Origin of the sequence: Synechococcus sp. ROS8604 (assembly GCF_014279655.1) — a bacterium.
Lineage (GTDB): Bacteria > Cyanobacteriota > Cyanobacteriia > PCC-6307 > Cyanobiaceae > Synechococcus_C.
In genome coordinates, this window is the sequence record NZ_CP047946.1 from 2,573,771 (window position 1) to 2,586,622 (window position 12,852).

General features: G+C 54.2%; 10 protein-coding genes, 1 tRNA gene and 1 pseudogene. 5 read left to right on the forward strand and 7 right to left on the reverse strand.

The genetic code is table 11. The features are described from left to right. Positions 1–6: 6 nt before the first annotated feature. The 3 genes and pseudogenes from SynROS8604_RS13950 to psbD form a co-directional block, all read right to left on the reverse strand. Positions 7–1,491: pseudogene (locus SynROS8604_RS13950) on the reverse strand (DUF2079 domain-containing protein); the annotation flags it as partial. 178 nt (positions 1,492–1,669) lie between these two features. Continuing rightward, entirely contained in the window at positions 1,670–3,103 is a 1,434-nt protein-coding gene (locus SynROS8604_RS13955; RefSeq protein WP_186544436.1) for a DUF2079 domain-containing protein, read from the reverse strand. Positions 3,104–3,432: 329 nt separating this feature from the next. After that, on the reverse strand, positions 3,433–4,488 hold the full coding sequence (psbD, locus tag SynROS8604_RS13960) for a photosystem II D2 protein (photosystem q(a) protein) (RefSeq protein WP_006853965.1): 1,056 nt from the start codon (positions 4,486–4,488) through the stop codon (positions 3,433–3,435). A gap of 157 nt (positions 4,489–4,645) precedes the next feature. Here psbD and SynROS8604_RS13965 point away from each other — a divergent pair, with 157 nt between their 5' ends. The 4 genes from SynROS8604_RS13965 (at position 4,646) to SynROS8604_RS13980 (ending at position 6,804) form a co-directional block, all read left to right on the forward strand. After that, entirely contained in the window at positions 4,646–4,909 is a 264-nt protein-coding gene (locus tag SynROS8604_RS13965; protein ID WP_186546002.1) for a hypothetical protein, read from the forward strand. Between the two features lie 6 nt (positions 4,910–4,915). Next, positions 4,916–5,596, forward strand: a complete 681-nt coding sequence (locus tag SynROS8604_RS13970) for an energy-coupling factor ABC transporter ATP-binding protein (RefSeq protein WP_186544437.1) — start codon at positions 4,916–4,918, stop codon at positions 5,594–5,596. Positions 5,597–5,631: 35 nt separating this feature from the next. After that, positions 5,632–5,703, forward strand: a tRNA-Asn gene (locus SynROS8604_RS13975). 300 nt (positions 5,704–6,003) lie between these two features. Then, positions 6,004–6,804, forward strand: a complete 801-nt coding sequence (locus SynROS8604_RS13980; protein WP_186544438.1) for a response regulator transcription factor — start codon at positions 6,004–6,006, stop codon at positions 6,802–6,804. Between the two features lie 10 nt (positions 6,805–6,814). On the opposite strand, the gene SynROS8604_RS13985 is transcribed toward SynROS8604_RS13980, so the two are convergent. The 3 genes from SynROS8604_RS13985 to SynROS8604_RS13995 are packed head-to-tail and all read right to left on the reverse strand — an operon-like array spanning position 6,815 to position 10,793. Then, positions 6,815–7,798 carry a DNA polymerase III subunit delta' gene (locus tag SynROS8604_RS13985; RefSeq protein WP_186546003.1) on the reverse strand — a complete coding sequence of 328 codons (984 nt, stop codon included), beginning with the start codon at positions 7,796–7,798 and terminating at the stop codon, positions 6,815–6,817. Further along, a complete protein-coding gene (gene tmk / locus SynROS8604_RS13990) occupies positions 7,795–8,445 on the reverse strand; it encodes a dTMP kinase (RefSeq protein WP_186544439.1) in 651 nt (216 codons plus the stop codon). Before tmk ends, SynROS8604_RS13985 begins: the two co-directional genes overlap by 4 nt. A gap of 2 nt (positions 8,446–8,447) precedes the next feature. Next, entirely contained in the window at positions 8,448–10,793 is a 2,346-nt protein-coding gene (locus SynROS8604_RS13995) for a cation-translocating P-type ATPase (protein ID WP_255445081.1), read from the reverse strand. Positions 10,794–10,830: 37 nt separating this feature from the next. On the opposite strand from SynROS8604_RS13995, the gene SynROS8604_RS14000 reads away from it, so the two are divergent. Then, complete coding sequence (locus tag SynROS8604_RS14000; protein WP_370586520.1) at positions 10,831–11,379, forward strand: photosystem I assembly protein Ycf3; 549 nt, start codon at positions 10,831–10,833, stop codon at positions 11,377–11,379. Between the two features lie 3 nt (positions 11,380–11,382). Here SynROS8604_RS14000 and radA read toward each other — a convergent pair whose 3' ends face one another. Next, positions 11,383–12,780, reverse strand: a complete 1,398-nt coding sequence (gene radA, locus SynROS8604_RS14005) for a DNA repair protein RadA (protein ID WP_186544441.1) — start codon at positions 12,778–12,780, stop codon at positions 11,383–11,385. Positions 12,781–12,852 lie beyond the last annotated feature (72 nt).

A 12,852-nucleotide genomic window follows, 5' to 3' on the forward strand; every position in this document is an offset into this window, starting at 1 on the left:
TTCCACAGCATGCAAAATGCCTCTTTGCTGTTCGGTTTCTCGCTTAAATAAGGGCACAAGAGGTGAGTAATAGCCAGGAAAAGCGGCGATCCAATCCACCTCCTGAATTTGGTCCTCTCGATCGAGGTAGCGCACACCATGAGGGAAGCGAATGGCTACCTCACGCTGAGCCAGCCATGGGAGCAGAGGAGTATCTGCACTAACTGAAGCTGTCGGCGGAATCAAGGAGAGGGCTTTGCGCCCCACGGCACGTCGCTTCACCATCGCCGAGGGAGACACATGAACCCATGGTGAAAAACTGTCTGGCACTAAGGCCGAAAAGGTTCGGTGCGGATTACTCACAATCGTAAGCAACAGCCCCATACTCAACGCAGCAGTCCAACAGGGTCGCAACCAACGCTTCTTCCAAATTGACGGGTTGGATTGCCACCACAGCAACGTACCGATGTACAGGCCTGGAACAAGAGCCAACACGTAGCGAAGCGTCACAGCCAGAGCAGTACGACCCTGCGATAACAAAGCAATCAGCAATGGTGCACTCACAATCAACGCCGCATCAACTGAGAACAGAGGCACCAGTAAGAGCGGCAGAGAAAGTGCAATTAGAAAGCCCAGGGTGGCCCCTGGCGGACTGACCAAGGCTTGCAAAAGGGCTACTGGCTTTTGCAGCATTTGGAACAACACTGACCAAGTTCCGCCAGAGACATCCTCAACCAGATGCCCAAATTTTTCTTGGAGAAAACGATCAGATAAGGAAGCATCGACAGAAGGCTGAATCAACCCCGTCACAAGAAAGACCCAGGCAGATGAGATCAGCATCAACCCAATACCTATTCCACGCACATCAGACCTACGAACAGCGGCCCAAACACCAATCGAAAAGAGCAATAAACCACTGTCTTCTCTCACCAACAACAAGGAAAAAGACGAGACAATGACCAGTCGCAAGCGGCGATCGAGCAATCCCCCCAGGATCAAAAATCCAAGCAGGGGGTACCAAATCAGGTCATGAAAGTTCTCCAACATCGGGCCAAATACAGCCCCACTCAAGAAGTAACTCAACACGAGACGCCAAGCCAACTCCTCAGGCAACCGCGATTGAGCGATACGCCACAGGACTAACCCGGCCGCTGTTAATGCTGTGACTTGTGCAAAAGGAAGAACAACCCAACCGAAAGCAGCGACCGCTGGAGCCAAAAGCAGCGTCAATGCATTGGCGTGCTGACCCAAATGGAGATAGGAAACTTTCGGCAGATCGCCATTCACCGCAACAGCAGATGACAGAACGGATGACAAACTGCTTTCGAAAGGGCGGCCTTGCGCAGTCGACCACAACTCCTGAAGGAATAAGGCTTGGTCGTAGGTAGACCCGAAACTTTCCAGCCGCCAAATCTGAAGGAAGAAACCAATCAGCCAAAATCCAGCCGCTAAACATAAAACAGCAGGTGGCCAATATCTGGTGAGCCGATTCCAGATCTTGAACGACGCCATCGGATCGGTTCTTTTTTCCAAAACGCCCCTATTAAAAGACAGCAGCCCGAAGGCCCGAAACTATCGCAACTTCATCCCCTTGCCCTATGTACGCAAACGGAGAGTCAACAGAGCATCAAAGCTTCCGCAATCCATACAAACAGGGTTAAAAGGCTACAGCAACTTCAATCAAAACCAATCACTCCTTCATACGGCATAAGCGAATGTAACTATTCGGCTGATCACAAGTCATACCAGACGCCTTTGCCTCTTCAAGGATGCGGCTCATTTTGCGTCCAACTTTTGTCTTGCCAACCTCCCGAAGCCTTCCCCGTACATTAATCAAGGCCTTTTCGCTAGGAAAAATAATTACATCAAAAGGCCATTTTTGCTGATAATCATCTTTTTCAATTTGAGATATGCGCTCACGCCCTGCCAGGTGAACCACATAATTAGAAGAGGCCAGAACAGACTCTTGAGGACCTATATCAGAAACAACTGACTGAAAAGCAACTGCTTCTGGCAAGCGTGGCAGGTATCGGGATTTAAAATAAATCATTCTTGAGTAACCCAAGAAAGCCACCAAGGACAAGACCAAGGTGGTATTGAATATATTCTTCTGAATATGACGCGCCTTGACTGAGATCGCTGGCAATGAATCAAGACAGCCGGCAATCAAAAAGGCCAGGATGGGAATGGAGTAGTGATGATTCAACTCACGCTGAATCCCCGAATCTGAAATAATGTTCACTAAGTAAACTGGAGCTGCGCCAAGCAAACATGCCAATGCTGGCTTACGCAGAAGAGCAAGAAAGGGAAGCGAGAGTCCCAAGGTATAGAGAAAAATATCTGAGGGGGAGGCAACACTAAAAACAATCCATGGCCGCACAAGCAATGTCGTAAGCATCTCGAGCTTCGTATCACCTAAATAACCCAAACGGATTGCAACATGATCTCCTCCAGCAGAAGAAAGATGCGTTGCCAAGAACCACCAAAAAATTGAAATTACAATTGCAATCAACCCCCTTAGATATCTACTCCTAGCGATCGCATACAAGCCCAAACCTAAGCCAAACAGAGCCTGAGCATTCTTGGCAAAGAGTACGATTAACAGACAAAAATAGTATCGCCATCTTCGCTCCTGAGTCGCCTCAAAAATCGCAATAATCATGAATGGGATCGTGAGGACATCTGGATGAAAGTCCCCCCTGTTGACCAAAAAGCCATAGGGACAAAGAACAATGGCGCACATTAAAGCCCAAATAAGCAACTGCTTAATTTGTCGCTTCACAGCCAAATAAGCAACAACAGCAGGGAGCGATCCCAACGCCATCGACTGCAAACCGATCAAGGTAAACGTAGAAGGGAAGACTTTATAAATTGCTCCTAACGGCAGGAGGAGAAGCGAAAAATGATCCTGCAAAGGAGTGACCTGCCTCAAGCTACTAATCGCCGCAGCCTTGCCTTCAGCAATCAGCCAACTAAATTGCTCAAAAAGCCCAATATCCCAAACTTGAGTACCAAACAGATAATGCTGAACAGCAGCCGTTAAAAAAAGAATACCGGCATAGACGACAGAAACAATCAAGGCTGCGCGCTCAATCGAGGAACGATCTTTAAGACTGAAACCCATTTAGCCTCACATCTACCACAAAAGTCTTAAAACCAATCCATACGGTAAACGATAACTCCGCAACACCACTTCTATCCCCATTGATTTCAGCAGTCAACCCTTTACTCCATTAGCCCCACAACAAAAAGATGGCGTTCAACATTGTCTTGAATTGCACAGGTCTTGCAAAGCACGGTTCACGGCTTGCCTTCATCCAACACCCATCATCCATGGCTTCTAAACCAATATCCGCAAACAAACGCTTCCAAACAAAAGCTTTCAACTAAGAACTTTCAACTAACCATTAAAAAAGCCCCCATGCGGGGGCTATAAGAAGACCAAGTCGGAAATCAGAGAGCGTTGCCGCGGGGCAGAACCTCTTCAGGGAAGACGAAGTTTTCGTGCGGCTGGTCAGCCGGTGCCATCCAGGCACGCAGACCTTCATTCAGAAGAATGTTCTTCGTGTAGAAGGTTTCAAATTCAGGATCCTCAGCAGCGCGGATTTCCTGTGACACGAAGTCATAGGCACGCAAGTTGAGTGCAAGGCCGATGATGCCAATGGAACTGGTCCACAGGCCCATCACTGGCACGAACAACATGAAGAAGTGCAGCCAACGCTTGTTGGAGAACGCAATTCCGAAGATTTGGCTCCAGAAACGGTTGGCGGTGACCATCGAATAGGTCTCTTCTTCCTGGGTGGGTTCAAACGCCTTAAAGGTGTTCGACTGTTCACCATCCTCAAAAAGGGTGTTTTCCACAGTCGCGCCGTGAATGGCGCAAAGCAGTGCACCGCCAAGAATGCCGGCCACTCCCATCATGTGGAATGGATTCAGGGTCCAGTTATGGAAGCCCTGGAGGAACAACAGGAAGCGGAAAATTGCAGCCACACCAAAGGAGGGCGCAAAGAACCAGCTGCTCTGCCCCAAGGGGTACATCAGGAAGACACTGACGAACACCGCAATCGGACCTGAGAAGGCGATGGCGTTGTAAGGACGAATGCCGACCAAACGAGCAATTTCGAACTGACGCAGCATGAAGCCGATCAGTGCGAAGGCGCCGTGGAGTGCGACGAAAGCCCAGAGGCCTCCAAGTTGACACCAGCGGACAAAATCACCCTGGGCTTCTGGGCCCCAGAGCAAGAGAAGGCTGTGACCCATCGCGTCAGCGGGGGTAGACACAGCAGCGGTGAGAAAGTTGCAACCCTCGAGGTACGACGACGCAATGCCGTGGGTGTACCAAGAAGTTACAAAGGTGGTTCCCGTTAACCAGCCACCAATGGAGAGGTAGGCCGTGGGAAGAAGGAGAATGCCGGACCAGCCGACAAAAACAAATCGGTCGCGTTTGAGCCAGTCATCGAGGACGTCGAACCATCCCCGCTGCGGCATGCGACCTGCAGCGATCGTCATGAGAGAGCTTCATGAAGCTTTACGTTTGTGAGCCTAGAGGCCTTGGCTCTTTTTGCAGGGGCAACACAGCCGAGAAACTCATAGATGAGTGAAAATACCCAAGCCTCCGTTTCCAGCTCCTAGTGAGGAGAATGGAATCACAAACACTCTTTTATCTGTGTACGTCGTCGAATTAGCTCTTCGCATGAGCCCGATGCCTATCTCTGTTCAACGCAAGGAATCGGGAGATGCCGAATCTGTGTATCAGCAGGTTCGGCAAGCCCTTGAGCAGGGACAGCCACGCTTGCTCGAGATGACCTGCGAAAAAGTAGAAGGCAAACGACTCAGCGTTCTAACGAGCGACGTTTTAGCGGTTCAGATTTACGAGAAGACAGCAGCATCCGTGGGGAGCAAACGCCCAGGCTTTTCACTCGACAGCTAAATCCCTGTGGGAACGGACACCAACGAGCGGGTTCTTCAGTTTGAAAGCGTGAGTTTTTGCTGGCCCTCTGGCACCCACGCTCTGGACCGCTGCAGCTTCAGCGTTCCAGGGCCAGGCCTTTGGATGCTTGTAGGGAGCAACGGCAGCGGAAAGAGCACTCTCTTTCGCATGATCGGAGGCTTGATCCAACCTCAGTCAGGACGAATGGACTGCAACGTCCAAACAGCCTTGGTGTTCCAAAATCCCGACCATCAACTGCTACTTCCCAGTTGCGGCAGCGATCTTCTCCTCAACCTTCCCCCCACGCTTGCCCCGGCCCTCAAACGAAAGCGGATCGCCCACCTGCTCGAACAGGTTGGGCTCGCCGGTATGGCTGGCCGCCAAATTCACACTTTGAGTGGAGGCCAAAAACAGCGCCTAGCGATTGCTGGTGCTCTAGCCAGCGAAGCCAAACTTCTGCTGCTTGATGAGCCCACAGCCCTGTTAGACCCATGCAGCCAAAGCTCTGTCCTGGCAACCGTTCAACAGCTTTGTCACCGCTCACTCAATCCACTCACAGCTCTTTGGATCACGCATCGACTGGATGAACTGGACCATGCTGACGGTGCAGCACTGATGGAAAAGGGCATGATTGGCCCCTGGGAAAAAGGCCTCGCCTTGCGCCGCACACTCAAGGCACTTGCCTAAGTCAGGGCCTGGCAGTTAAGGTCTTTTGGTCTCAATCCTCGGTAGCTCAGCGGTAGAGCGGTCGACTGTTAATCGATTGGTCGCAGGTTCGAATCCCGCCCGGGGAGTTTCAAACGAATGTCATCACCTTCACGGTGGTGACATTTTTTTTGCTTAGGCAGCAATGATTTTTCTTTATTCAGAAAAAACTGAAGCCCAGCATCCTCCAAATCAGAAGATTTCCTGTAGAGCCTTAGGCGTCAATCTCCGCGTTACTCCAGCAAAACCCAGTCAGGCATTCAATTTCCAGGGACATGCCAACCAAAAAAGCAAGCACCGGAATTCTGCACAAACAGGTTGATGTTGAGAGAATAACTCCTTAAAGACGCGGCCTTACCTCGTCCAACTGTTTTTTCGCCAGCATTTAGATGAAGCCTTCCATCCTGCTGATCGAAGACGACAGGGACATGAGCGAACTGGTAGGCGGCCACTTAGAACACAGTGGTTTTGATGTTCAACGCGCCGACGACGGTATTAAGGGTCAGGCTCTCGCACTGCAATACACCCCGGATTTAATCCTTCTAGATTTGATGCTGCCCAAGGTGGACGGGCTCACGCTCTGCCAACGACTACGCAGAGATGAAAGAACAGCTTCCATTCCCATCCTGATGTTGACAGCTTTAGGTGGCACGAAGGACAAGGTGAGCGGATTCAACTCAGGAGCTGATGATTACCTCACAAAACCCTTCGACCTCGAAGAGCTTCAAGCACGCGTGAAAGCGCTTCTGAGGCGTAGTAACAGAGCTCCTATCGGAACATCCGGGAATCATCACGAAATCCTTAGCTATGGACCGCTAACCCTGGTTCCGGAACGTTTTGAGGCCATTTGGTTCGATCATCCCGTCCGCCTCACCCACCTGGAATTCGAGCTTCTTCATTGCCTGCTCCAACGCCATGGTCAAACGGTTGCCCCCTCGCTCATCCTTAAAGAGGTTTGGGGTTATGAGCCAGACGACGATATTGAAACGATTCGCGTTCACGTCCGTCACCTACGCACCAAATTAGAACCAGACCCACGCAAGCCCCGTTTTATCAAAACGGTTTATGGAGCTGGGTACTGCCTTGAACTGCCCACCGGGTCTCAACTCGATGGACTCCAAGATGTGCTCGCTCAAGCGCGCCAAGATCGAGAGCAAAAAGCTGAAGCCACGAATCGGGCCACCGCTTGATCTTGAGCGATTAGAGCCCCATCAAATCCAGAAACGTCACTTCCCAGGCCAATCTGGGTTGCACAAACGAAAGCAATTGAACGCGTAATTTCTCGAGTTTTCTGAGAATATGCCCGCTCTTTTGTTTCCTCCAATTGTGCTGCTGTAGCCAATTGATGAGCCAAAGCTGTTGCTCACCATCAAGGGCCTCAGTGAGATCACGGGCGAGTCCGAGGGCTTCAATCGGCTGGGTTGGCAAGGCGTGCAAACGTCCCATCAAATCGGCAGAAACCCGGGACCACTGCTTGACATGACCCAGTAGCGCGCCTGGAGAGCCCCCAGCCATTGCAACCAACTCAGGCTGCATGAGCGCTTGCTTTGCCGACTCTTGGTCGACTTCAGCGGGCAAACGCTGGAGCACGGACTGCATGTCTTCCACACTTAGCTGGATCAATCGAATCAACTGACAGCGGGAACGAATCGTTGAGAGCAACCGTTCAGGAGCCGCTGACAACAAAATCAACACTCCATGGCCTGGTTCCTCAAGAGTTTTGAGCAGAGCATTCGCGGCGGCTTCCGCCATCGCTTCAGGCTCCTCAAGCACAACAAGACCTCGCGACGACTCCAGAGGTTGGCGTGACAAGAAACGACTGATGTCGCGAATCTGATCCAACCTCACAAGGGGAGGGGTTCGCCGACTCACGCCGGCCTCTTCAGCTTCAGAGCGGGAGAGCAAACGTCCCTGATGGCTGTAGCTGGGTTCGACCCAGAGGAGATCAGGGTGGTTGCGCTCTGCCAAGCGACGCCGCTGGCGCGGATTGCACTGGCCTTCACTGAGCACACCCTCGAGGAATCTCAAAACAGCCAGGCGACGGCCTACGCCTTCTGGACCAGCGAAGAGATAGGCAGGAGCGAGGCGGTCTTGCTGCAGAGCTGCCCTTAAAAGGGTCTCAGCTAGAGGCTGGCCCACCAAATCAGCAAACAGATCTTGCTCTTCGCGCAACACCTGGCTCATGGCTGCCAAGCTGCCGCCCGGGTGAGCAAGGCGGTTTGAATCGCCTCCGCAACCTCCAGAAGCGGACGGTCAGCCACAACCGACACCCAGCCTCGCGTCTTAGCCAAATCAGAGAAACCCTTGGCAACGCGTTCTAAGAAAGCAAAACCTTCTGCTTCCATTCGGTCTTCCTCACGACTTCCGCGGCGCTGAACGCTCAATTCCAAAGGGAGATCAAGCCAGATCGTCATGTCGGGGCTGAGCCCTCGCGTGGCAATGCGTTCAAGCTCAGTGATAAGCACACGGTCGAGACTTCGTCCATATCCCTGGTACGCCATCGTCGATCCCGTGAACCGATCACTGAGCACCCAATCACCCCTCTCCAAAGCAGGCTGAATGACTCGGTCCACATGTTGGGCACGATCCGCTGCATACATCAACAACTCTGCTGTTGGCCCCGGGTCAGCATCTTGAGGGGGGTGGAGCAGAAGCTCACGCAGGCTTGTCCCCAAGGCCGTTCCTCCCGGTTCTCGAGTGACAATCAGCTGAGACCCCGCGGGCATCAGTCCGCTCGTCGGGAGCCAACTCGATAGCTGCTGAAGCTGGGTGGTTTTGCCACAACCATCAATGCCTTCCAGCACCAGCAGTCGTCCCTTGCTCCTGCCCATGGTTAACGAAGCCGCAGGCTGAGGGCATTCAGCACAACTGACACCGAGCTAAAGGCCATAAGCAACGCTGCTAAGGGCGGGGACAGGAGAAGTCCAAAGCCGGGCAGAAGCACACCAGCCGCAATCGGCAAAGCAATGAGGTTGTAACCAAAAGCCCAAATCAAGTTCTGACGGATCTTGGACATCGTTCGCTTCGCCAAGCAAAGGGCCTCTGGCACCGCTTCAAGCCGGTCACCAAGCAGCACAAGATCAGCCGTGTCCTGAGCGATTTGAGTGCCAGTGCCGACGGCGATGCCAAGGTCGGCTGCCGCCAAGGCGGGGGCATCGTTAATGCCGTCACCGACCATCGCCACAGCTCCCTGCTCGCGCAAAAGCTCAAGCCGTTCAAGCTTTTGATGCGGCAAGAGCTGCCAAGCCAGATCAGAGTCCGCAAAGCCAAGCTCACGTCCCACCCGTTCCACGGTCTGGCGACGGTCTCCACTCAGCATCGCGACGGACTGGCCCTGATCTCGTAAACGCTGGATCGCGAGCGATGCATCCGGGCGAAGTCGATCGTCGACGGTGACGAGACCCAGTGGATTTTCAGCCAAAGCAACAGCCACTAACGACTGCCCACGCTGGACAGCCGAATCGAGCGTTTGTTGCTGTTGCTCCGTCCAGGACACCCCTTGATCCCGCAGCCATTCCGGAGAACCAACGCGGACCAGACCTTCCACTCCCTGCAAACGACCTTCCATCCCCGCACCCGGAGTGGTGCGGCTGGACTCAACCCCGAGAAGAGGCAGCTGAAGTCGTTGTGCCTCCTGCAACAGCGCGTGGGCCAGTGGATGACGGCTCGTCTGCTCAAGACTGGCAGCCAGCTGAAGCGTTTGAGGAGGATCTTCGCTGGCTAATACCGAATCAACCAGGGGTCGCCCGAGCGTGAGCGTGCCCGTCTTATCGAACACCATGCGCTGCACGGAGGCTGCCAGCTCGATCACATCTCCTCCTCGAAACAACCAGCCCTGCTTCGCGGCCAAGCCTGACGAGACGGTGATCACGGTGGGAGTGGCCAATCCCAAAGCACAAGGGCAAGCCACCACAAGCACCGCAATGGAGAGTTGGAGAGCGAGACCAAGAGGCGTCTCAGCTCCCGCACCAAGAGAGCCATGGAGACCATGCGCATGGCCGTGATCCATCAAGGCCACAGGGACATCAAGGACCTGAGGCCAAAGACGACAACCGACCTGCCACCAAAACAGGAACGTGAGAATGGCAAAACTCACCACCGCATAACAAAACTGGCCGGCTACACGATCGGCAAGCCCCTGAATCGGCGCTTTTCTTGCCTGGGCTTGCTCCACCAAATCAATGATCCGAGCCAGAGCGGTTTCACGACCAATCCGCTGCACCTCAACCATCAGGGTGGCTTCCAGATTTAGGCTGCCGGAACTGAGCTCAGCGCCTGGAGAAGCATCCAGCGGTAAGGGTTCACCCGTCAGGCTGGAAAGATCCACAGCCGAATGCCCCTCACGCACGATTCCATCCACCGGGACGCGGTCGCCGGCCAAAAGCTGAACACGCTCTCCTGGGCGCAGCGCCGAAACGGGCACCTCACGGATCGTGCCATCGTCCATCAACAGGCGCGCCACATCAGGCTGGAGAGCCGCTAAGTCCTGCAGCGCCCGGCCCGTGCGGCGGCGCGCCCGCTCTTCCAGAAAGCGGCCGAGCAACACAAAGCCCAGGAGCATGACCGGCTCGTTAAAGAAGCAGGGCCAACCCACCTGAGGCCAAACCAAAGCGACCAAGCTGGCCAGGTAGGCACTTCCAACACCAAGGCTCACCAAGGTGTCCATCGTTGGCACCCCCATGCGGGCGGATCGCCATCCAGCGATCAGGATGGGTCGCCCAGGCCCCACCAAAGCAACCGTGGCCAAGCCGGCGTGAAAAGGAAGCGAACCAAGAGGTGGAACGTGGACGGTTCCGGCTTCAGCCAGGTGCCCCACCACGGACAACACGAGCAGGACAAGAGCAACGATTAATTGACGCCACTGCTGCCACCACCCCCAGCTGCGATCAACCTCAACCGATGAACCGAACGCATTCATCTCTCGAGGATGGGCACTGAAACCTCGCGCCGTTAAAGCCTCTACGACGCCATCAAGATCAGCAACGGCATCGTCTTCAAAGCGAAGCCAAGCGCTCCGCGTGACCAGGTTGACACTGGCTTCACACACCCCGGGTTGATCCAGAAGCGTGCGCTCAACCGAACGCACACAACCACCGCACTTCATGCCTTCCACGTCTAGAAGCATCGTGGGGGGCGACTTTGTGGCGTGAGCGGAATTTGTCACAACTGCAGAACGCATCAAAGAACGCTAGGCAGGGCTGCTGATTCCAGTCAGGATGGAGTCACACCTTTTTTGGCTTCCTGTGCCGCGCAGCAACCGAAACGACAATTTTATCGACAAAAGCTTCACGGTCATGGCCGATCTGATCGTGAAGCTACTGCCGATTAATGCACGCGCCAAAGAAGCTTATGTGTATTACCGCGACGGGCTCTCGGCCCAGAACGACGGTGATTACGCCGAAGCCTTGGAAAACTACGAGGAAAGCCTGAAGCTTGAGGAAAATGCGATCGACCGAGGCGAGACCCTGAAAAACATCGCCATCATTTATATGAGCAATGGCGAAGAAGATCGAGCGCTAGAGACGTACCAAAAGGCCTTGGATGAGAACCCCAAGCAACCATCGTGCCTGAAAAACATGGGCCTCATTTATGAGAAACGCGGCCGCACGGCGGAAGAAGAGGGGCGTCGTGATGATGCTGACGGCTGGTTTGACCTTGCCGCAGACGTTTGGACCCAAGCCGTCAGGCTCAATCCAGGTGGCTATCTCGATATCGAGAACTGGCTGAAATCAACCGGACGCAGCAACGTCGACGTGTATTTCTGAAGGTCACGCTTGGTCATCGGCAGGATTCACACCCAAAGCAAGGACAAGCGCTTCCGTGATCGAGCCCGCTTCGTGCAGCTCCAAGTTCAAGATGGCTTCCCCCGTTGCAAGTCCGCAACCTTTCGGCACCACCGCTCGTCTGAATCCAAGACGAACGGCCTCTTGCAAGCGCAACTCCAGCTGACCAACAGGCCTGAGCTGACCACCAAGACCAAGTTCACCGAGGAGGACGGTGCCTGCCGGCAAAATGAGATCGCGATAACTAGCTACAACGGCCGCAGCTACGCCCAAATCGGCCGCTGGCTCCTCCACATCGAGACCACCCGCCACAGCGAGGTAGCAGTCAAAACGCGACAAGGGCAGGCCCATGTGCTTTTCGAGCACAGCCAAAATTTGATGCAAACGATTCACGGCAATCCCTGTGGCCGTCCGCCTTGGGCTCGCATAGCTCGTCGTACTTACAAGGGCCTGAAGATCCACAACAAGAGGCCTGGTGCCCTCACAGGCCACGATCGTGGCCACTCCGCTGGCCTCATCTCCACTCAGGAACAACTCACTCGGGTTATTGACCTCCACAAGACCTTGGCCCTGCATTTCGAAGACGCCAAGTTCATGGGTGGCACCAAAGCGATTTTTAACCGCACGAAGGAGTCGATGACTGGCAAAACGATCCCCCTCGAAGGTGAGCACGGCATCGACCAAATGCTCGAGAACCTTCGGTCCTGCCAACATTCCCTCTTTGGTGACATGACCGACAAGCAACAAAGCCGTGTTTTGACGTTTGGCTAAGCGCTGCAGAGAGGCGGCGCATTCGCGCACCTGAGCCACAGATCCGGGAGCGCTCGACAAATTGGCGTCATGCAGGGCCTGAATGCTGTCGATAATCGCCACATCGGGCCGCAGAGCCTCGAGCTCTTCCAACACCAACTCCAGATCTGTTTCAGCAAGCAACTGGAGCCCTTCACTCTCTCCTCCCAAACGCAACCAGCGCAACTTCACCTGCTGGGCTGATTCCTCAGCGCTGACATACAAAACGGAAAGTCGGTTGGCCATCACCGATGCGCTTTGCAGCAACAGCGTGCTTTTGCCAATCCCTGGGTCACCTCCCACAAGCACGAGCGAACCGGGCACAACGCCTCCGCCCAACACCCGATCTAATTCTGGGTAGCCACTCTCAAGGCGTTGAATCGGCCGATCACCCAGATCGGCCATGGCGGTGGAACGTCGCGCCACTGGAGCCGCTGCTGACTCAGCAGGAGCGCGTCTACGCCGACCGTCCTGTTTCGGAGCGGATTGCTCGACGAGGGAATTCCAGCTCCCGCAACTGCTGCAGCGGCCAAAAAACTGCCGCGTCTGCGCACCACAGCTCTGGCAAACGAAGACTGAAGAGGGTCGGGACACGTCGAACTATGAAGAAAGTTGGCTTTCGGTGAATGAACGGGGCCTCCGTCCACTTATCTGTAGCCAATACCT